Source organism: Actinoplanes sp. NBRC 103695, from assembly GCF_030269485.1.
Classification (GTDB): domain Bacteria; phylum Actinomycetota; class Actinomycetes; order Mycobacteriales; family Micromonosporaceae; genus Actinoplanes.
Window position 1 is genome coordinate 1 of record NZ_BSTL01000011.1, and the last position, 19728, is coordinate 19728.

At 70.1% G+C, this 19728-nt stretch carries 22 protein-coding genes; 13 read left to right on the plus strand and 9 right to left on the minus strand.

The annotated features are described in order from the left end of the window. The coding region (locus tag QSK31_RS20400; protein ID WP_285685831.1) for a hypothetical protein at positions 1–266 on the plus strand (266 nt) is incomplete at its 5' end. A gap of 237 nt (positions 267–503) precedes the next feature. Here the strand turns inward: QSK31_RS20400 and csrA are convergent. From csrA to flgN, 5 genes are read right to left on the minus strand one after another with little or no spacing between them, the layout of a single operon-like run. After that, the gene (csrA, locus tag QSK31_RS20405) at positions 504–761 is read right to left on the minus strand and encodes a carbon storage regulator CsrA (RefSeq protein ID WP_285685832.1); all 258 of its coding nucleotides are present in this window, start codon (positions 759–761) and stop codon (positions 504–506) included. A gap of 60 nt (positions 762–821) precedes the next feature. Then, on the minus strand, positions 822–1247 hold the full coding sequence (gene fliW, locus QSK31_RS20410) for a flagellar assembly protein FliW (RefSeq protein WP_502872985.1): 426 nt from the start codon (positions 1245–1247) through the stop codon (positions 822–824). Positions 1248–1249: 2 nt separating this feature from the next. Continuing rightward, the gene (gene flgL, locus QSK31_RS20415) at positions 1250–2146 is read right to left on the minus strand and encodes a flagellar hook-associated protein FlgL (protein WP_285685834.1); all 897 of its coding nucleotides are present in this window, start codon (positions 2144–2146) and stop codon (positions 1250–1252) included. Positions 2147–2160: 14 nt separating this feature from the next. Continuing rightward, entirely contained in the window at positions 2161–3558 is a 1398-nt protein-coding gene (flgK, locus tag QSK31_RS20420; RefSeq protein WP_285685835.1) for a flagellar hook-associated protein FlgK, read from the minus strand. Beyond that, entirely contained in the window at positions 3558–4043 is a 486-nt protein-coding gene (gene flgN / locus QSK31_RS20425) for a flagellar export chaperone FlgN (RefSeq protein WP_285685836.1), read from the minus strand. Before flgN ends, flgK begins: the two co-directional genes overlap by 1 nt. A gap of 248 nt (positions 4044–4291) precedes the next feature. Between flgN and QSK31_RS20430 the strand changes: the two genes are divergently transcribed. The 11 genes from QSK31_RS20430 (at position 4292) to QSK31_RS20480 (ending at position 13191) form a co-directional block, all read left to right on the plus strand. Then, on the plus strand, positions 4292–5107 hold the full coding sequence (locus QSK31_RS20430) for a flagellin N-terminal helical domain-containing protein (protein ID WP_285685837.1): 816 nt from the start codon (positions 4292–4294) through the stop codon (positions 5105–5107). Between the two features lie 130 nt (positions 5108–5237). Beyond that, a complete protein-coding gene (gene fliD / locus QSK31_RS20435; RefSeq protein WP_285685838.1) occupies positions 5238–6524 on the plus strand; it encodes a flagellar filament capping protein FliD in 1287 nt (428 codons plus the stop codon). 19 nt (positions 6525–6543) lie between these two features. Further along, on the plus strand, positions 6544–6918 hold the full coding sequence (fliS, locus tag QSK31_RS20440; protein WP_285685839.1) for a flagellar export chaperone FliS: 375 nt from the start codon (positions 6544–6546) through the stop codon (positions 6916–6918). A 19-nt stretch (positions 6919–6937) separates the two neighbouring features. Next, the gene (locus QSK31_RS20445; RefSeq protein ID WP_285685840.1) at positions 6938–7258 is read left to right on the plus strand and encodes a hypothetical protein; all 321 of its coding nucleotides are present in this window, start codon (positions 6938–6940) and stop codon (positions 7256–7258) included. 198 nt (positions 7259–7456) lie between these two features. Continuing rightward, positions 7457–7804 carry a flagellar basal body rod protein FlgB gene (locus QSK31_RS20450; protein WP_285685841.1) on the plus strand — a complete coding sequence of 116 codons (348 nt, stop codon included), beginning with the start codon at positions 7457–7459 and terminating at the stop codon, positions 7802–7804. 5 nt (positions 7805–7809) lie between these two features. Beyond that, complete coding sequence (locus QSK31_RS20455) at positions 7810–8205, plus strand: flagellar basal body rod protein FlgC (protein WP_285685842.1); 396 nt, start codon at positions 7810–7812, stop codon at positions 8203–8205. A 2-nt stretch (positions 8206–8207) separates the two neighbouring features. Beyond that, positions 8208–8552 (plus strand): flagellar hook-basal body complex protein FliE, encoded by a 345-nt coding sequence (fliE, locus tag QSK31_RS20460; RefSeq protein ID WP_285685843.1) that lies wholly within the window; start codon positions 8208–8210, stop codon positions 8550–8552. 1 nt (position 8553) lies between these two features. Beyond that, complete coding sequence (gene fliF, locus QSK31_RS20465) at positions 8554–10158, plus strand: flagellar basal-body MS-ring/collar protein FliF (RefSeq protein ID WP_285685844.1); 1605 nt, start codon at positions 8554–8556, stop codon at positions 10156–10158. Positions 10159–10197: 39 nt separating this feature from the next. After that, a complete protein-coding gene (gene fliG / locus QSK31_RS20470) occupies positions 10198–11226 on the plus strand; it encodes a flagellar motor switch protein FliG (RefSeq protein WP_285685845.1) in 1029 nt (342 codons plus the stop codon). After that, positions 11219–11887, plus strand: coding sequence for a FliH/SctL family protein (locus tag QSK31_RS20475; RefSeq protein WP_285685846.1), 669 nt, complete (start codon positions 11219–11221; stop codon positions 11885–11887). Before fliG ends, QSK31_RS20475 begins: the two co-directional genes overlap by 8 nt. Further along, positions 11884–13191: a FliI/YscN family ATPase gene (locus tag QSK31_RS20480; RefSeq protein WP_285685847.1), complete on the plus strand. Its 1308-nt coding sequence runs from the start codon at positions 11884–11886 to the stop codon at positions 13189–13191. Before QSK31_RS20475 ends, QSK31_RS20480 begins: the two co-directional genes overlap by 4 nt. A 180-nt stretch (positions 13192–13371) precedes the next feature. Here the strand turns inward: QSK31_RS20480 and QSK31_RS20485 are convergent, their stop codons facing one another. From QSK31_RS20485 to QSK31_RS20500, 4 genes are all read right to left on the minus strand, one after another. After that, positions 13372–15483, minus strand: coding sequence for a flagellar hook-length control protein FliK (locus QSK31_RS20485; RefSeq protein ID WP_285685848.1), 2112 nt, complete (start codon positions 15481–15483; stop codon positions 13372–13374). Between the two features lie 33 nt (positions 15484–15516). Next, positions 15517–16494, minus strand: a complete 978-nt coding sequence (locus QSK31_RS20490; RefSeq protein WP_285685849.1) for a transglycosylase SLT domain-containing protein — start codon at positions 16492–16494, stop codon at positions 15517–15519. A gap of 5 nt (positions 16495–16499) precedes the next feature. Further along, on the minus strand, positions 16500–17207 hold the full coding sequence (locus tag QSK31_RS20495) for a flagellar FliJ family protein (protein ID WP_285685850.1): 708 nt from the start codon (positions 17205–17207) through the stop codon (positions 16500–16502). Between the two features lie 112 nt (positions 17208–17319). Beyond that, positions 17320–18834, minus strand: coding sequence for an OmpA family protein (locus QSK31_RS20500; RefSeq protein WP_285685851.1), 1515 nt, complete (start codon positions 18832–18834; stop codon positions 17320–17322). 210 nt (positions 18835–19044) lie between these two features. On the opposite strand from QSK31_RS20500, the gene QSK31_RS20505 reads away from it, so the two are divergent. After that, entirely contained in the window at positions 19045–19710 is a 666-nt protein-coding gene (locus tag QSK31_RS20505) for an MBL fold metallo-hydrolase (RefSeq protein WP_285685852.1), read from the plus strand. Positions 19711–19728 lie beyond the last annotated feature (18 nt).

Genomic DNA, 19728 nt, shown 5'->3' on the forward strand with positions numbered 1-19728 from the left:
CCGGCTACCACCGCGGGCCGCGGCTACCACTCGTGCCCGGCTACCACCCCGCCGGCCGCGGCTACCACCGCAGGGCTGCGGCTACCGCCCTCGTGCCCGGCTACCACCGCGGGCCGCGGCTACCACTCGTGCCCGGCTACCACCCCGCCGGCCGCGGCTACCACCGCAGGGCTGCGGCTACCGCCCTCGTGCCCGGCTACCACCGCGGGCCGCGGCTACCACTGACCGCGCCCGGGCAGAGCCGCGAGCGGCGGCAGCGACGGTGAGCAGGCACCCGGGCGCCTGGCAGACCAACCGAAAGCCGACACCCGGCGAAAGCGCCGGCAACAAGCGCACGCACCGAGGAGACCCGGCAACCCGAGGAGACCCGGCAAGGCGAGCCGGACCTCCACCGCGAAGAGTCTCTAGCTAGGTCGGGGTTTGATACGACCTACAAAGCCCTGCGCCTGATCCGACTCACGAAAGCGCCCCGCCGGTGGTCCGGCGGGGCGCTTTTCGTCGTGCTACTTGTCGTCAGCACCGTCCGGTTCGGACGATGGCCGGAGCGTCCGGGACAGTTCCTCGACCACCGCGTCGGTGGGTGAGGCCGCCTCGATGTTGGCCGCCTGCAATTCGCGATAGACCTCTTCGCGATGCACACGTACGTCCCGTGGCGCCTGGATGCCGAGCCGGATGACATCGCCCCGGGCCTCGAGGACGGTGATGACGACGTCGTCGCCGATCATCACGCTCTCGCCGGCCCGTCTGGTCAGCACGAGCACCGGTGCCCCTTTCCATCCGTGGACAGGACCTGGTCGTCGCCCGTGTGCTGGGCCCGATGCCTACTTCCGGTTGAGGATGGCGCGCACCGGCATGTCCGTGCCCGCCAGTACGACCTGGACGGCCATCCGGTTCACCGTGTTGATGACGATCGGCGCCATCAGGTTGGCGGCGGTGGCCTCCTTGCCGGCGGTGATCACCAGCATGGTGATCACATCCTCCGCCTCTGGGTACCCGAGCAAGGCCTGCGCCTCGTCCGGAATCTCGGGCGTGTAGTCCTCGAAGAACGGGTCCGGCGGGACGACGAGGAAGCGGAGTTCCGGGTTGTCCAGCGACGTGAAGGCGTAGAGAAGGCCGTCATCGTTGAGCCGGACCAGGGCGAAGCGGGTGTGCGCCGGGAAGCCGGGCATGGGCGCGGCCAGGTGGATCGTGGGAATGGTCGTGATCATCTGATCCCCGTGCGTTCGAGAGATTGCTTGCGTGCTCATGGTCACCTCAAGAAATCGATGAGCGAGGGCTGGATCACCTTGGCCGAGGCGGCCAAAGCTGCCTGGTACGAGGTCTGCTGAAGCTGCATTTCCATGATCGTTTTCGGCAGGTCGACATCCTCGATATCGGACAGCTGCGTCGTCACGGTCAGCAATCGATCCTGAGCGGACTGTTTCATCTGCTCTAGCCGATTGTAACGAGCGCCAACATCCGAAAGAGTGGTTTTCACGAGATTGTGCGCGGCGTCAAGCTTCTTCAGGTTCTCCGCGGTCGTCGTGGCGTCGCCGGCCCGGATGCTGTCCGCCACGTCCTGCAAAACCTTGAAGAGCTGGGTATCTCCGGAACCGAACGCCTCCGGGCCGGTGGTGTCGATGCGCACCTTCGAGCCGGCGCCGACGGTCCGTGAGGTGCTGCCGCCATCGCCGGCATAGGCGCCGCTCGGGTCGTACGCGACCTCGCCCGTGGTCGAGCCGCCGAACACCGGACGGTCCATGTACTTCGTATTTCCGTAGCTGATCAGCTGCGCCCGAATCTGTTCAATTTCGGTCGCGATGGCATCGCTGGCCGTCGGGTCGAGGGCACCCTGGTTAAGGCCGCGCACGACCAGGTCGCGCGCCGCGATCGTCCGCGAGGAGACGCTCATCAACGTGTCGTCCATCGTGCCGAGCCAGCCGATGCCGTCGTCGGCGTTCCGCGCGTACTGCTGACTGGCTCGCGCCTCGCCCCGCAGCTGGAGCGACGACACCGTGCCGGTCGGTGAGTCCGACGGCCGGTTGATCTGCTTGCCGCTGGACAGCTGCTCCTGGATCTTCTCGCCCTTCGCGATGTTGCGCTGAAGGTTGGCCAGCACCCGGGTATGGATGCTGCCTTCGGTGACACGTCCGCCGCTGATCGCCATGGGTTCGTTACTCCTTATCGGCCGACCAGGCCGGTGCGGTTGATGAGCTGGTCGAGCATCGAGTCGATGGTGGTCAGCACGCGGGACGCGGCCTCGTAGCCGCGCTGGTACGTGAGCAGGTTGGTCATCTCCTCGTCGAGATTGACGCCGGAGTACGCCTCGCGGGACGCGTCCACCTGCTCGGTCACGGTCGCCTGGATGTCGTTGCGCCGGATGGTCGCCTGGGAAGCGACGCCGAGCTGGCCGATCATGCCCCGGTACTCGCGGTCCGGCCCGTCCATCGCCTCGCCGATGTCGGCCATCTGCTCGGCGATCGTGTTGTCCAGGGTGCCCGGCGCTCCGGAGACCGCGACCTCGTCCGGGTCGGTGATCGCCAGCCGGATCGTGCCGGCCGTGATGTCACCGCCGGAACTGCTGGTGAAGAAGTCCCGTCCGGTGCCGCCGTCCTTGCTGTACCCGCTGCTGTGCAACGCGTTCACCTTGTCGGCGAGGTTCTTCGCGACCGCGTCCAGGGCGTCCGAGATGGCCGGGATGATCGTCGTCATCGTGTCGGCCATCGCGCCCATCGTGCCGCCGGCCTGCACCGCGGTCTTGGTGTCCGCCCAGCGCAGCGTCATCGGGTCGGCGTTCTGGTCGTCCAGCCGCCTGGCGCCGGAGACCTCCAGATTGCGGGTGGTGAACTCGCTGACCAATGTGGAGTTGCCGACGAACACGTCGACCGCGCCGTTGGCCCGGGCGGACGCGGTGGCGCCGGTCAGCTCGGACAGCTTCATCACCTGCAGGTCGCGCCGGTCCTCCAGCTCGTTCACGGTCAGACCGGTGGCCTTCGCCTTGACGATGCTGTCGTTCAGCTGGGCGATCGACGTGGCCGCGGTGTTCACCTCGTTCACGTACGCGGAAAGCTGGGTGTTGTTCTGTGACCACTGTGCCGCGAGTGACGAGTGCGCGCTGTTGAGCCCGTCCGCCACCGTCGACGACTGCTGGAGCAGCGTGGAGCGGGTGGCGGCGAGCTGCGGGTTGTTGGAGACGTCGTTCCAGCCACCCCACATGTCGTGCATCTGCGCGGCCAGCGCGGTGTCGCCCGGCTCGGCGAACATGTCCTCGATCGAGTTGTACGCCGACGTCGTCTGGGTCAGGTACGAGCTCTTCGAATGCTCGGCGCGGCCCCGGTTCTCCAGGAACTCGTCGCGCAGCCGCTGCACGTCGGACACCGCGACACCGGTGCCGAGGCCGTCGGTCCTGGAGTACATGGCCGGCGAGATCGAGCCGACCTGGGACTGCATCTCGGCACGCTGCCGGGTGTAGCCCTCGGTGTTCGCGTTCGCGATGTTCTGACCCGTCACATCCAGGGCTCGACGTTGCGCGTAGAGCGAGGTCAGAGCAGTATTAATGCCCCCGAAGCTGCTTGCCATCAGATCGCCTCGTCCACCAGGCTGGGGCGGCGCATGCCGCCGTTGACGGTTTGTCCTTGTCGGCCATAGGTTTCCACGGTTCCGGCGAACGCGAGCATCGTTTCGCGAGCTGCCCGCTGGCCGGCGGTGAGCAGGTCCCGGTTCGCCTCGGCCATCGCGCTGATCTCCGAGGTCAGCGTCAGAAAAGCCTTGCGGTGCTGGTGAAGCAGCTCGGACCAGGGGGCCGGCGCGGCGTCGGCGAGCTCACCCAGCGAGGCCTCGGCGGGCAGGCCGAGCTCGGTGGCCACGGCCTGCGCGTACGCCGCACGCGCCACTTCCGTCTGCCGGATCTGATCCAGCACCACCTCAACCTCGCGGGTGGCGTGCGACAGCCAGCGCGATCGGTTCGCCGCGAGGAGCAACTGCTCCTCCTCCAGCTTGAACAACAGCAGCTCGAGAAGTTCGCGGGACCGCCACAGGACGCTGGACAGGTCGGTAAGGCTCACGCCGGTCCTCCATCCGCGGAAGCTTCTCCCCCGCTCACCAAGAGGGTCGGCAACGGGAGTACGTCTCTGAGGATTTGGGGTCCATTGGGTTGCCGTCCGGGGCGCTTCGTTTCTCGCGTTTTCGAAACAAGTGCGAACCCGTCTCGGATACTTCTCATGACTGACGGCAATGGGCCGATCACTCAGGGCGTAAGCCAAGGGTTCACGGATGAGCCCGGATCAGACCCTCATCAAGGAGGAAACACACCATGGGTCTTCGCATCAACAACAACGTCGCCGCACAGAACGCCTACCGGAACCTGTCGGTCACCGACGGCCAGATGTCCAAGTCGCTGGAAAAGCTGTCGAGCGGTTTCCGTATCAACCGGGCGGCTGACGACGCTGCGGGCCTCTCGATCTCCGAGGGCCTGCGCGCCCAGACCGGTGGCCTCAAGGTCGCCGTTCGCAATGCTCAGGACGGCATCAGCGTCGCGCAGACCGCTGAAGGGGCCCTGAACGAGGTGCACTCCATCCTGCAGCGCATGCGTGACCTCTCGGTGCAGGCGTCGAACACCGGTGGTAACGACCAGAAGGCCCGCGAGGCGACTCAGCTGGAGTTCGACGAGCTGAACCTCGAGCTGGACCGGATCGGCGAGACCACCTCGTTCGGCACGTCGAAGCTCCTCGACGGCAGCTACACGGCCAAGTCCTTCCAGGTGGGCGCCAACGCCACCGAGACGGTGGACATCACGATCGACGAAATCAGCTCGACCACGCTGGGTACCGCCGGCCAGGACCTGGACACGGCCGGCCCGGCCGCCATCACGGCCCTCGACAGCGCCATCGAGCTGGTGTCGGAGCAGCGTGCATCCCTCGGTGCGTACCAGAACCGGTTCGAGCACACCATCAACAACCTCAACGTCGCCGTTGAGAACCTGTCGGCGTCGGAGTCCCGGATCCGGGACACCGACATGGCGCAGGAGATGGTCTCTTTCACCAAGAGCCAGATCCTCACCCAGGCCGGCACGTCGATGCTGTCGCAGGCCAACCAGGCCTCGCAGAACGTGCTCTCGCTGCTCCGCTAACCGAACCGCAACCGGTAGTCCCTAACTGAACACAACGCGCGACCGAACAGGTTGAGGGCGGCTGGCAGACGGCGCCAGCCGCCCTCAGCACATCTGTACATCCCGCACCACCGGCAGAAAGGGGGCGTCCATGGGTACAACCGTCGACGGCCTCGTGAGCGGCATGAGCACCTCCTCGATGATCGGGCAGCTCATGCAGATCGAGGCGCTACCGCAGACCCGGCTCAAATCCAAGGTCTCGTCCGCCGAGAGCGTGGTCACCGCCTACCAATCGGTCAACACCAAACTGGCGGCGCTGAAGACCGCCGGCAACGATCTGAGCCAGTTGTCCACGTGGCGCTCCATCAAGCCCGCGTCCACGTCCACGGCGGTCACTGCCGCGGCCACCCCCGGTGTCACCAGCCCGCAGACCGGCTCGCTGACCTTCGACGTGGCGCGGCTGGCCAAGGCGCAGATCTCCACGACCCGGGTCGACTCCGGGGCGGACATCACCTCGAGCGACACCTTCACCATCACCATCGGCACCGGCGACCCGGTCACCATCGACCTGGCCGGCAAGCGAACCGCGCAGGACGTATCCGACGCGGTCAACAGCGCAGGCATCGGTGTGAAGTCCTCCGTGGTGAAGACCAGCACCGGTGACAGCGTGCTTCAGTTCACCTCGTCCAAGACCGGTGAGGCGAACGCCTTCACCATCGACGGCACCGACTTCGCGCTGCAGACCGCTGTCGCCGCGCAGGACGCCATGCTCCAGGTCGGCGGCGCCGACGAGGACGGCGGCTACTCCGTCACCAGCAGCTCCAACACCTTCACCAACCTCATGAACGGCGTGACCCTCACCGCCACCAAGCAGGAGCAGAACGTCACGGTCGATGTCGGCGCCGACATCAGCGGCATGGCCGACAAGATCAAGGCGATGGTGGACGCCGCCAACGCCGTGCTCAGCGAGGTCACCAAGCAGACCAAGTACGACGCGACCACCAAGAAGGGCTCGGCGCTGTCCGCCGACTTCATGGTCCGGCAGATCAGCCAGAACGTGCTCAGCGCGGTCAGCCAGGGCCAGACCGACATCGGCAGCCTCAGCAAGCTCGGTGTGCAACTCGAGAAGGACGGCACGCTCAGCTTCAAGAAGGAGGCCTTCGAGGCGTCCTACAACGCCGACCCGGACAAGTTCACCGACGCGGGCATCGCCTTCGGCAACACCATGGAGGCGCTGGCGAAGAAGCAGACCACAAACGTCACCAACGCGGTCACCGGCCGCAAGTCGCTGATCGACTCGATGAACGACCAGATCGACAACTGGGACGTCCGGCTGGAGCAGCGACGCACCACCCTGACCAAGCAGTACGCGGCCCTCGAGACCGCGCTGAGCAGCCTCAAGTCACAGTCCTCCTACCTCTCCAGTCAGCTCGGCTGACCTAGACACGAGGGAATTGATGTCTTCTCCCGCACTGCGTGACCGCTATCTGGCGGACTCGATCAACACTGCCTCGCCCGGCAAGTTGTTGGTCATGCTCTACGACCGCCTGGTGATGGACCTGATGCAGGGCGAGGAGGCGTTGCGGGCGGGCAGCCGCGAACAGGCCGCCGACAAGCTCACCCACGCCCAGGAGATCATCCTCGAGCTGCGTACGACGCTCGACCTGGACGCCTGGTCCGGCGCACCCGGCCTGGCCAACCTGTACGGCTTCCTGCTCACCGAGCTGATCGGGGCGAACATCCGGCGCGAAGCCGACCGGGTCGCCGCCTGCCGGGCCCTGGTCGAGCCGCTGCGCGACGCCTGGCGTGAGGCCGCCGCCCAGTCATCCTGAGACGAGAGAGGGCATCGGTGTGACTGTGGACTGGCGGGACGCGTGGGTCGCCGCGCTAGACGAGATGGAACTCGACGTCGTGGCGGCCGAGGCCATGCTGGCCGACGACCACCGGTACGCCGAGCATCCGCCGGCGAACCTGTGGAAGCCGCCCACCGAACTCGGTGCCCTCCCCCTGGAACTGCGGCCCCGCGCCGACGAGATCCTCACCCGCCAGCTGCGCGCGGCGGAGGAGATCGCCCGCCGGATGGTCGCCACCCGCCAGCAGATGGCGATGAACTCCCGCATCGAGACGGGCGAGGCCGTCAAACGCCCCGTCTATCTCGACCGCGCTATGTGACTGGTGGCGCTTCGCTCCGCGGCGATTGCCTGGTAACCGGTGAGTTGGGGGAGCCCAAGTCCAGCCTTCTCTTACAACCCCGCGGCAACCGTTTGACACTAAGCGGATCCCCCGAGGAGCCGAATCGGATGATACGAGCGACGGATCGCTCAACGACCGCCACGGACCGGCGACCTGCTCGACCGAGAGGGAACTGCCGTGTTCAACGACGTGTCCACTTCCTCGCTCAAGGTCTCCGTGGCCGGCCTCGCCGCCCGTCAGACCGCCATCGCGGACAACATCGCGAACATCGAGACGCCGGGATATCAGGCCCGTAAGGTCAAGTTCGAAGAGGCGTTGAGCAGCGCGGTCGAGCACGGTCGTTCGCCGCAGTCGGTCACGCCGAGCGTCGCGCGTTCGCTGGAGCCGACGCGGCTGAACGGCAACAACGTCAACCTCGACGAGGAGACGCTCTCGCACATCGACACCACGATGCGGTACCAGCTGACCATCCGCGCGCTGGACGGTAAGTACGGCCTGATCCGCGACGCGATCAAGGGGGCTTGATCCAGATGAGCACCTTCAACGCGATCGGCGTGGCCGGCACCGGCGTCACCGTCTACCGCAAGTGGCTGGACGCGGTGTCCGACAACATCGCCAATGTCGACAACGTCTCCCGGACCTCGGAGAACGCCTTCCAGGCGCGATACGTGATGGCCCAGGAGGCGCAGGACGGCAACGGCGCCCAGGTCACCGGCATCGCATACGGCAGCGCCGAGGGCAAGCTCTCCTACGAGCCGGACAACCCGCTCGCCGACAGCGAGGGGTACGTCCGCCGGGCGGACATCGACCTCGGCAGCCAGATGGCCCAGATGATCATGGCGCAGCGCGCGTACCAGGCGAACCTGTCCGTCGTCGACCGGGCCCGGGACTCGTACAACGCCGCCATCAACCTCGGGAAGAGCTGACCATGACCTCACCGATCGGCGCGATCAGTGGCTTCTCCGGGGTCAGCCCGGTCGACGCGCTCAGCCGCGTCACCGAGATGGCCAAGACCTCGGGCACCGAGGCCACCGCCCCCACGGGCACGGCCGGCACCGACTTCGCCGGCATGTTGTCCTCCGGTCTGGAGAGCGTCCAGGCCGCCCAGACGAAGGCGTCCGACCTGGCCGTCCAGGTCGCCAACGGCACCCTGGCCGACCCGGCGCAGTACACCATGGCCTCCACCGAGGCCGCGCTCGGTCTGCAGCTGACCATGGCGGTCCGGAACAAGGCGCTGGAGGCCTTTCAGGAGATCATGAGAATGCAGGCCTGACATGTCGGACCGTCTCCCCGCACCCGTTCGCAAGGCAAGCGACGCCTTCAAGTCCTTCACCCCGGGACAGAAGGCCGTCACACTCTTCGCGGTCGTCGCCCTCGCCGTCGGCGGCTACTTCTTCGCCACCTGGGCATCGAAGCCGTCGTACGCCGCCCTGTTCAGCAATCTGTCGAGCAAGGACGCGAGCGCGATCGTCGAGTCGCTGCAGAAAACCGGGACATCGTACGAGCTGGCCAACGGCGGGCAGACCATTCTGGTGCCCCAGGATCAGGTCTACGACCTGCGGCTGCAGCTGTCCGGCGAAGGACTGCCCGGGGAGTCCGACACCGGGTACGCCCTGCTCGACCAGCAGGGCATCACCACCAGCGACTTCATGCAGCACACCAACTACCAGCGCGCGCTCGAGGGCGAGCTGTCGAACACGATCAAGTCGATCGACGGCGTCGAGGCCGCCACCGTGCACCTGGTCATCCCGCAGAAGGACGTCTTCGCCGACGACCAGAACAAGACCACCGCCTCCGTCCTCGTGCAGTCCTCGGCCAGCAAACCGCTCTCCAACCAGCAGGTGCAGGCGATCGTCAACCTGGTCGCCTCCAGCGTCGAAGGCCTCGACCCGACCCAGGTCACGGTGGCCGGCGCGGACGGCAAGATCCTCTCCACCGGCGGCGGGGCCGCGGTGGCCACCGGCGGCGACAGCGGCGCCGACTCGCAGACCGCGGCCTACCAGAACCGGCTGAACACGTCCCTGCAGAACATGCTGGACAGCGTCGTCGGACCGGGCAACGCCGTGGTCACCACGACCGCCGAGCTGGACTTCGACCAGACCTCGACGACGTCGCGGCAGTACACCTCGGACCCGTCCGTGGCGGCGCTCTCCGAGCAGATCAGCCGCGAGGCCTACAACGGCGACGACGGCAAGGGCCAGGGCGGCGTGCTCGGCCCGGACAACATCCAGGTACCCAACGGCAACACCAGCACCGCCGGCGCGGGCCAGTACGAGAACACCCAGCAGACCCGCAACAACGCGGTGAACCAGGTGGACGAGGTCCGCAAGAGCGCCCCCGGCGGCGTGAAGAAGCTGTCCGTGGCCGTGCTGCTGAACGCCACCACGGCCGGCACCGTCGACTCGGCCCAGGTCCAGCAGCTGGTCAGCACGGCCGCCGGCATCGACGCCACCCGCGGCGACTCGGTGGCGATCGCGGCCATGCCGTTCGACACCAGCGCCGCCGAGGCGGCCCAGAAGACGCTGGCGGAGTCCTCGAACGCGGCCAAGGCCGAGAAGCAGCAGTCCCTGGTCAAGACCGCCGCCCTGGTCGCGGTCGTCCTGCTCCTGCTCCTCATCGCCTGGCGGGCCAGCCGCCGCGCGAGGAAGCGCAAGGCGCTCAGCCCCACCGAGCTCGCCCACCTGGAACAGATGCAGGCCGCCCTGGAGGCGCAGCGTCTCGCCGAGCTGAACGCGTCCATCCCCGGCCCGTCCATCGAGGCGCCCAGCCGCGCCGAGGAAGCCCTGGAGGAGCGGCAGCGCGAGATCGAGCAGATGGTCGAGGACCAACCCGAGGAGATGGCCGCTCTGCTGCGCGGCTGGCTCGGTGCGGGCCGCTGAACCACCGATCCACCCCCCGCGGTTTGAGAGAGGACCACGTTGACGACCACCCCGGTATTGAGCACGACGTCGATGACCGGCCTGCGCAAGGCCGCGATCCTGCTGGTGCGGATGGGCAAGGAGTACTCGACCCGGGTGCTGGCCAGCCTCAGCGAGGCCGAGGTCGAGGAATTGTCCGCGGAGATCGCCCGGCTCGGGAAGCTGGAGCCCGCGGTGGTGGTCGATGTGATCGACGAGTTCTACGCCCTGGCCACGACCAAGCACGCCGGCGCCGGCGGAATGGGCTACGCCCGTGAGCTGCTCGAGGCGTCCCTCGGCACCGAACGCGCGAACCTGATCCTGGATCGGCTCCAGGCGTCGATGAACGACATGCCGTTCAACTTCCTCAGCCACGCCGATCCACGTCAGGTGCTGTCCTATGTGCAGTACGAACATCCGCAGACCATCGCGCTGGTACTGGCCCACGTACCGTCGGCCCTGGCCTCCTCGATCCTGTCCGGTCTCGCGCCGGAGGTGCAGTCCGACGTGGCGCACCGCATCGCGGTGATGGACCGCACCTCGCCGGACGTGATCCGCCAGGTCGAGGTGTCCCTGCAACGCAAGCTCTCCAGCGTGCTCCAGCCGGACGAGCTCTCCACGGTCGGCGGCCTGGGCCCGCTCGTGGACATCATCAACCGTGCCGATCGGACCACCGAACGGCTCATCCTGGAGGCGCTGGAGGCGCGCAACCCGGAGATCGCCGAGGAGATCCGCCGGCGCATGTTCATGTTCGAGGACATCGTCAACCTGGACGACCGGTCGATCCAGCTCGTGCTCCGCCAGGTGGAGCCGGCCGACCTGGCCACCGCGCTGAAGGGCGTGGACGACGCGGTCCGGGACAAGGTCACCGGCAACCTCTCCGAACGCGGCCGGGAGAACCTGCTCGAGGAGATCGACTTGCTCGGCCCGGTCAAGGTCAAGATGGTCGAGGAGGCGCAACAGAAGATCGTCTCGGTGATCCGCTCGCTGGAGGACTCCGGCCAGATCGAGATCCAGCGCGGCGGCGAGCAGGAGGAGCTCATTGCCTGACGAGCGTCCGCCGGTGCTACGCGGCAACGTCGCCGACACGGCGGCGGCCGCGCGCTTCGGCACGGACCTGCGCCGCGAGCCGCCGATCGACAGCGCCCCGGTCGAGCGGGCCAAACAACAGGCCCGGACCGCCGGGTACGCCGAGGGCTGGGCCCAGGGCCAGCGGGCCGCCGGGCTGGAGGCGGTGGCCGCGGCGGACCGGGCGCGCGCCATGGAGCACGCGCACGAGCAGCGCCGGACGGCCGCGCTCGCCCAGGCCGTGAACGCGCTCGGCCGCGCGGTCACCGGGCTGGAGACCCAGCTCATGCCGACCCTGCACGAGCTGCAGGAGGCGGTGCTGGCGCACGCGTTCGAGCTGGCCGAGGCGATCGTCGGGCGAGCGCTCGACGACCCGGAGCACCGTGCCGCCGACGCCCTGCGCCGGGCCATGGCCGCCGCGCCCGATCAGGGCGAGATCGTCGTCAACCTGCATCCGGAGGATTACCGCAATCTGGTCGGTGACACCGGTTCGGCCGACCACAATTACGCGGGAAGGCCGGTCCACCTGCGACCCGACCCGGCGCTGCGGCCGGGCGACGCCACCGCGGAGACCGGCTCCACCACCGTCGACGCGTCCATCGCGGCGGCGGTGCAACGTGCCCGGGAGGCTCTGCGCCTGTGAGTGACCTGTTCCGCGCCCGCATCGACGCCGCGCTCTCCGCCGCCCGCCCGCTCAGCCGCGGACGGGTCACCGGAGCGGTCGGTCTCCGGGTCACCGTCGGCGGACTGGAGGCGCGGGTCGGCGAGCTGCTGCAGATCGGCGAGGGCTCGTCGGCGGTGTTCGCCGAGGTCGCGGCGCTGGACGCCGACCGGATCTCCTGTCTGCCGCTGGGTCCGATCGCCGGCCTCAGCACCGGCGAACCGGTGGTGAGCACGGGCGGACCGCTGCGCGTGGCGGTGGGTCCGGACCTGCGCGGCCGGATCCTGGACGGACTGGGCCGTCCGATGGACGGCGGCCCACCGCTGCGCGGCGACCTGGTCGGCATCGACGCCGCGCCACCCTCGGCGATGGAGCGTCAGCTGGTCGACGCGCCGATGTCGCTGGGCGTACGGGTGCTCGACACGCTCGTCCCCTGCGGCCGCGGCCAGCGCATCGGCATCTTCGCCGGCTCCGGTGTGGGCAAGTCCACCCTGATGAGCATGATCACGCGAGGCACGTCCGCCGAGCTCAACGTGGTCGCCCTGGTCGGCGAGCGGGGCCGCGAGGTGCGCGAGTTCATCGAGCACGACCTCGGACCCGAGGGACTGTCCCGCTCGGTGGTGGTGATCGCCACCTCGGACACCCCTCCTCTGGTACGCCTGCGCGCCGGCGCCGTGGCCACCCGGATCGCCGAGTACTACCGCGACGAGGGCCAGGACGTGCTGCTGATGATGGACAGCGTGACCCGCGCGGCGATGGCGCAACGCGAGGTCGGGCTCTCGGTCGGCGAGCCGCCGGCCACCCGTGGCTATCCGCCGTCGGTCTTCGCGATGCTGGCCAGCCTGCTGGAACGCGCCGGCCCGGGCGCCCGCGGCAGCATCACCGGCCTCTACACGGTGCTGGTCGAGGGCGACGACCACAACGAGCCGATCGCCGACGCCGCCCGCTCCATCCTGGACGGTCACGTGGTGCTGGACCGCAAGCTGGCCACCGCCGGCCACTTCCCCAGCGTCCAGGCCCTCGACTCGATCTCCCGGGTGGCCAACAAGATCACCACGCCGCAGCAGAAGTCGGACGCCACCGAGCTGCGCCGGATGATGGCCGCCCACCGCGAGGTGCGCGAACTGGTGGAGATCGGCGCCTACGTGCCCGGCACCAACCTGGAGGCGGACCGGGCGACCGCGGTCTGGCCGCAGATCACGTCATTCCTGCGCCAGGGCCTGGACGAGCGGGTGACGGCCGACGACGCCTGGAACGAGCTCCGCCAGCTGATCGCCGCCAGCTGAACCCCGCCCCGCCGCTTCGCCACCGCCTTACTCCCGCCGCGCCTCTTTCCCCCGCCGCGCCTCTTTCCCCCGCCGCGCCTCTTTCCCCCGCCGCGCCTCGTTCCCTCGCCGGCGCTTTGCTCTGAGCACATATACACATCACCCACCGCCTGATGCGTATATGTGCTCAGAGCAAAGCGGTCAGGCCTCGATGTCGACCCGGCCGTCTGCGGGTTCGGCGCGTGGCACGGTCGGCGCCGGGGCGTCGGCCGGTGCGCCGGAGCCGGCGGGACCGCCACCCGGGCCTCCGCCGGAGCGTCGAGAATCCATGAACGCGAACTGCTGGCGAGCCTGTTCCTGCTGGCCGGAGCCCTGGCGCAGGTCCAGGTTGGTGTTCGAGAAGCCGGACTGCTCCAGCTCGCGGCGCAGGTCGTCCATCGCGTTGCGCAGCGCGTCGTTGCCGGCGTCGGTCGAGCCGGACAGCTGCACGTTGATCTGGCCGTTGCGGATCTCGGCGACCACCTGCACCGGGCCCAGGTCGGCGGGGTGCAGGTTGACGGTCAGCCGGTGGATGCCGTCGGCCTCCAGGCGCAGCGGCGCGATGCGCATCGCCATCTGGGTCGCGGGGCTGCCGGGGACCGGCACGTGCGGCGCCGGCGGGGCAGGCGCGGCCGGGGCGGCGGGTGCGGCGGGTGCGGCCGGTGCGGTCGCGGCGATTCCGGTGATTCCGGGTACGCCTGCCGTCAGGTCCGCCTGGGCTGCCAGGTCGGCCTGGAACCCGGCGGCGGGAGGCAGGGCGCCGGGGATTCCCTCGGCTGTCGACAACGTGGCGGCCGGTGGTGTGGCGGCCGGGTCGGTCAGTGCGCTCGCGGCGACGAACGCTCCGGTCTGCGGGCTCACACCCTGCGCGCCCTGAGGGGAGACGGCCGCGGCGGGCTGGGTTGTCGCGGCGGCGGGATCTGTCGTGATCGGCGGCCCGGCGATCGGCTGCCCAGCGACCGGCTGCCCAGCGACCGGCTGCCCAGCGACCGGCTGCCCAGCGACCGGCTGCCCGGTAACCGGCTGCCCGGCGACCGGCTGCCCGGCGACCGGCTGCCCGGCGGGCGGCGTGGCCTGCTGACCCGACGGCTGGTCGAGGGCCGGCGGGGCGAGAGGCGGCTGAGTCGCGGACGGCTGGGTGAGGGACGGCTGAGCGAGAGACGGCTGAGTCAGGGACGGCTGGGCCGGTGTCGCCGAGGTCGTGAGGGGTGACGTGGTCGGCGCCTGGGTCGCCGAGCCCTGCGGTGCGGGCAGCGCGGCCAGGTCAGGTGCGCGGGCCGCGTCGGTGGTCACCGGCGTCAGACCCTCGATGGACAGACCGGTCGACGTTCCTGCGCCGGCGGCCGCGCCCGGGCCGGCCGGAGCGATCGGTCCGCCTTGCACGGGCGCGTCCGGCATGGGTGTGGCGACCCGCGGCGTCCCGTCGGCGGCGGGCTGGCCGGTAGGAAGCGCTGACACGCCCGCCGCCACCGCGGCCGGCTCCGCCGAGGCGACCGTGCCCTGCGCGACCACCGATGCCGTGACCACCGGTGCCGCGACCACCGGTGCCGCGACCAGGGGAACGGTCGTCGGCGTGACCGTCGTGGGCTGCGGGGCAGCCGGTTCGGTCTGTCCCGTCGGCGCTTCGGTGGGCGCCGGGTCGCCGGAACCGACGAAACGGTCGGCCGTGGTCCGCTGCGACGCCGCCCGTGCCTGCGACCGCTCGGTGGCGGCCTGCCGCGCCTCCACCTGCCCGGCCACCCGATCCCCGGCCACGCGATCCGCGCCCGGCCGATCCACACCCGCCCGATCCACACCCGCCCGATCCACACCCGGCCGAGCCACACCCGCCCGATCGGCACCCAGCCGGTCCGCACCCACCCGATTCGCACCCACCCGACTCGCACCGGGCCGGTCGAGGTTGCCCTGCGCGGCGGGTCTCGTGGTATGCGCGGCCCTGGCGTTAGCGGCCCGTTCCGCAGCCGCGACCCGGCCGGCGATCACCCGATCTGCCGTCACCGCCCGGTCGGCCGCGGCGCGCCCGGCGGCAGCACGGCCCGCGGCGACGCGGTCCCGGGCCGCCTGGACCTGCGCGTTGCCGTACTGGGCCGCCTGGTTGCGGGCGTACCGGTCCTGGCTGAGCCGGTCCTGGTCAGAGTCAGGTCGGCCGAGTTCGGCGGACAGCGCCGTGCCGAACTCCTCGCCGCCCTCGCCCTGGCGCCCCGAAGCGCCCCGGCGGGTGGCGTCGACGGCCGGACGGCGGTCCGGCCCGGTCACGGAGCCCGGCGTACTCATCTGATCTTCTTCTCCTCATCGATGGGGGAACAGTCAGCCGCCCAGGGCGGCCAACGCCTTCTGCACCTTCGGCACATAGGCCTGGGTCTCGGCGAACGGCGGGATGCCGCCGTACTTGTGCACCGCCCCGCCGCCCGCGTTGTACGCGGCCAGCGCCAGCGGCAGGGACTTGAACTCCTTCAGATTGCGGGACAACAGCTTCGCCGCGCCGTTGATCGCCTGCGCGGGGTCGAACGAGTCGTGCACGCCCAGGCCCTTCGCGGTGCCCGGCATCAGCTGCATCAGGCCCTGCGCCCCAGCCTTGCTGACCGCCTTCGGGTTGTAGCTCGACTCCACCTTGGCGACGGCGGCGAGCAGCTTGGGCGAGACGCCGTACCTGTTGCCGGCCTGGACGAACAGGTCCGCGAACGGGACACCGGACAGCTGCCCGGAGCGCTGGAGATTGGCCGGGCGGACCGCGGCGGCGCCGTTCACCGCCGCGGCGCCGGTCGCTCCGGCGGCTGCCTCGGTGCCGACGACGCGGCGGATGTGGGTCGGCGTCTCGTACACCGATTGGATCTTGACATGGTCGCCGGGTTTCGGAGCGGCGATCATCTTGTTGTTCCCGAGGTAGATGGCCACGTGGTCGACCGGCGAGTCGAAGGCCAGGATGTCGCCCGGCTTCGCCTCCTTGAGGCTCTTCACCTCGGTGCCCGCCTTGGCCTGCTGCCAGGAGTTCCGGGGCAGTTCGATACCCAGGTCCTTGTACGCCCGCTGCACCAGCGCCGAGCAGTCCAGGCCCTTGCTGGGGTCGGTGCTGCCGAAGGTGTACTTGGTGCCCAGGTACTTCTTGGCGGACGTGACGATCTGGTCGCCGGTGACCCCGCCGGACGTGCCGCCCTTCGTGGTGGCGTCGGCCAGCGCCGTGGCGAAGCTGGCTCCGTTGGCCGCTGTCGCGGTGGTGGCGGTCGGGGTCAGGCCGAGCTGCGACTGCAACTCGGAGATGCGGGAGAGGACTCCCGTGAGGCCCATCGACGTCATGTCGGCCCGGGCTTGTCGGACTCGGACTCGCTGGGCTGGGCGGACTCGGCGTGCTCGGCGGGCTGGGTGGACTCGGCGTGCTCGGTGTGCCGCACCGCCTCGGCCAGGTCACCGCGGCGGGCGGCGATCGCCTGGGCCGCGTCGACGAGGTCGAGCAGCTGGCTGCGGGTGGCGTGCACGGCGAGCGCGGCGTCCCTCCGGTCGGCCTCCCGGTTCGCGGCCGTGCCCGCACCCGTACGCAACAGATGGGCCCGCTCTTCGGTCTGCCCGTCGAGGCCGCGCGCGGCGTTACGCGCCTTCGTCGTGATCGCGAGCTCGTCGAGGTTGCCCTGGTCCACCTTGAGGTCGTGGTTGCGGACGGTCTCGGCGTGGCGTTCGGACATCATCTCCACCGCGCGCCGGCGCTTGGCCGCGTCGGCGAGCTCGGCCACCTTCTCCCTGGTGACCTCCTCGGCGTCGGCGACCATCCGGTGGGCGTTCGTCAGGCTCTGCGCCAGCGACTGCCGGGCGACCATCGACGCGACCATGGCCCTCGCGGTGCCCTCGGTGGGCGCGTCGGCGCCGGTCAGGTCGAGCGCCCGCCGCTTGGCCAGCTGCTGCGCCTCCCGGATCTCCTGACGGGACTGGATCACCGCACCGCGCGCGGCATCCTCCTGGGCCTTCCGCGCACGCAACACCGGCCCCAACCGAAACAGACGATTCACCCAGTCCTCCTCGTTCCTCATCTGCCGCATCGGCCCGAGACGCGGAACGCTGAGCGCCTGCACCCGAGCTGCAACCGCGCGCAGATCGATTCGGCCGTCGCCGCCTCGCGCCTCAGCTGATCGGGATGCCGGTCAGGCGGAAGTTGTCCGGCACGTCCAAGGCGATCTCGGTCGTGCCCGGCGGCGGGGCCGGGAACCACAGCGCGATGGTTCGCGTGCTGCCGGGCGGGATCCGCTGATTGAGCACCCGGTCGCAGAGGCACCGGTGGCCGCCTCCAGCGATGACGTAGTCCAGGTTGTAGCCCACCGAGCCGCCCGCCAGCGTGCGGACACCACTCGCGCCGAAACGGGCGAACGGGTCGAACTCGTCGCGGACGGTGAACACCCCCTGGCCGAGGTAGTCGTGGATGGTCGCGTCGTCGTCGCCGATGTTCGTTGCCAACAGATCGACCTGGAGGAACGGGCCGACAGTCCGGGCCGGGGCCGCGGTCAGGCGCAGCGTTCCGCGGTTCAGCGGCAGCGCCACCTCGGCACCGGCCGTCGCGGTCCCGACCGTTCCCTTGGTCTTCGGCAGCGGCACGGCCCTCGCCCCGGCCGGCGCACTCGGAGCCGGCGCACTCGGAGCCAGCGCACTCGGAGCGGCGGCGGGCGTGGCCAGCCGGTAGGACACGGTGACCCGGCGGTTGCGGCGGCGGCCATCCGCCTCCTTGTTCGAGGCGGCCGGCTCCTGCTCGCCCCGGCCGGCCACCGTCTGCGGCCACGACTTCGGAGGCAGCGACCCGGTCATCGCCCGCGCGACCGTACGCGCTCGTTGCTCGGAAAGCTCTTGATTGTGTGCCGTGGCCCCGGTGTTGTCGGTGTGCCCGGTGATCGTCAGCGCCGCCGGGCCGGCCGCCTGCAGATCCGTCACCATGGCCCGCACCGCCCGCGTCCCGGCAGGGGTGAGCGTCGCCTCGTCCACCCGGAAGAGCACGTCGGCGTCCAGGTTGATATCCACCTGGCTGGGCGTACGCCGGGTGGTGATCGGCGCGTCCAGCCGCTCGGTCCAGGCGTCCAGGGACGCGCTGTACGAGGCGCCCGCCCCGGTCACGTCGAGCGGGCCGGGCAGGTCGCCGGGCACCACCGGCACGTCCGGGAACACCCCGGCGTACGGCAGCATCACCGCCAGCCGGGTCACGCCGGCCGGCACGCCGGTGAAGACCGCCTGCAACGACCGGGTCTCGCCGACATCGGCACGCAGCGGCCCGGTGCACATGCAGCCCTTGCCGTCGGCGCCCGGCGCGATCGTCCAGACCCGCCGACCGGCCGGGTCGACCAGCCGGACAGTGTCGAACGCGGAGCTGGTCAGGGTCGAGAACGGGTCGGTGATCCGGGCCGACCTGACGCCGTCGTGCGCCGCGTCGAGCCGGGTGGCGATGGTGAGGACCACCGTCTCGTCACGCCGGGCGAGGGGCTGCACCGTCATGGTGAGACGGTCGCCGGCCGCGTCCACCTCGCGCACCTGCACCGGGGCCGGCGACGTGGCTCCGGATGGGGCGGCCGACGGGGGCGCAGGCGGCGGGGCCGGCGAGTCGGTGCAGCCGGCGAGCACCGTCAGCGACATCAATGCTGCTGCGCGTCGTCTCACGCCAGGAGTGTGCCAGCATTCGTCACATCCCGGCCCGGACGGCGGCGCGGCGGGCCCGGGCGGCGGTCAGCGTCTCGACGCTCCGCCGAACCCGGCCGCGCCCACTCCGGCCAGGACACTGCCCGAGCGCAGGTGTTCCCGGTAAACATGATCAACGAAACTCCCAGGCTAATCAAAAAGGGACACCGGGCCGGATGAGACGATGGCGCGATGCGGGAGATCGTGGACGGCGTGTTCGAGATCAGCCTCGGCTATGTGCACGCGCACCTGGTGGTGACCGACACCGGGGTGGTGCTGGTCGACACCGGTCTGCCCGGGCGCTCGGCCGAGTTCGGCAAGGGGCTGCGGGAGATCCGCCGCACGATCGGCGACGTCACCGCCATCCTGCTCACCCACCGGCATCCCGACCACGTGGGCGGGCTGGCCGAGTTGCGCCGCCGATCCGGCGCCCGGGTGGTGGCCCACCGCTTGGACGCTCCGGCGATCGAGGGCGCGCCGGCACCGTCGCTCACCCCGCTCCAGCGGCTCCTGGCGAAGGTCATGAAGCCCGCGGAGGCGGCGCCGGTCGACGAGATGCTGTCCGCCGACGGGGCGACCTCGGTGCCTGGATTCACCGCCGTGCACACCCCCGGCCACACCGCCGGGCACGTCTCCTACCTGCTGGACCGCGCGGGCGGCGTGCTCTTCGCGGGCGACGCGGCCGCCGGCAACGGCCGCAAGGTGCGGCGCTCGCCGGGCGTGATGACCGAGGACCGGGCGGAGGCCGACCAGAGCCTGCGCCGGCTGGCCGCCCTGGACTTCGAGGTGGTCGTCTTCGGCCACGGCAAGGCGGTCACCGACGGCGCGGCGGACAAGTTCCGCACGCTGATCAACTAGTTCCATTCCTTCCGGCGC

Coding starts and splice junctions, on each gene's coding strand:
- fliW (WP_502872985.1), bottom strand. CDS start 1,247: ATGAGCACGCAAGCAATCTCTCGAACGCACGGGGATCAGATGATCACG.
- flgL (WP_285685834.1), bottom strand. CDS start 2,146: ATGGCGATCAGCGGCGGACGTGTCACCGAAGGCAGCATCCATACCCGG.
- flgK (WP_285685835.1), bottom strand. CDS start 3,558: ATGGCAAGCAGCTTCGGGGGCATTAATACTGCTCTGACCTCGCTCTAC.
- QSK31_RS20430 (WP_285685837.1), top strand. CDS start 4,292: ATGGGTCTTCGCATCAACAACAACGTCGCCGCACAGAACGCCTACCGG.
- fliD (WP_285685838.1), top strand. CDS start 5,238: ATGGGTACAACCGTCGACGGCCTCGTGAGCGGCATGAGCACCTCCTCG.
- fliS (WP_285685839.1), top strand. CDS start 6,544: ATGTCTTCTCCCGCACTGCGTGACCGCTATCTGGCGGACTCGATCAAC.
- QSK31_RS20455 (WP_285685842.1), top strand. CDS start 7,810: ATGAGCACCTTCAACGCGATCGGCGTGGCCGGCACCGGCGTCACCGTC.
- fliE (WP_285685843.1), top strand. CDS start 8,208: ATGACCTCACCGATCGGCGCGATCAGTGGCTTCTCCGGGGTCAGCCCG.
- fliF (WP_285685844.1), top strand. CDS start 8,554: ATGTCGGACCGTCTCCCCGCACCCGTTCGCAAGGCAAGCGACGCCTTC.
- QSK31_RS20485 (WP_285685848.1), bottom strand. CDS start 15,483: ATGAGTACGCCGGGCTCCGTGACCGGGCCGGACCGCCGTCCGGCCGTC.
- QSK31_RS20490 (WP_285685849.1), bottom strand. CDS start 16,494: ATGGGCCTCACGGGAGTCCTCTCCCGCATCTCCGAGTTGCAGTCGCAG.
- QSK31_RS20505 (WP_285685852.1), top strand. CDS start 19,045: ATGCGGGAGATCGTGGACGGCGTGTTCGAGATCAGCCTCGGCTATGTG.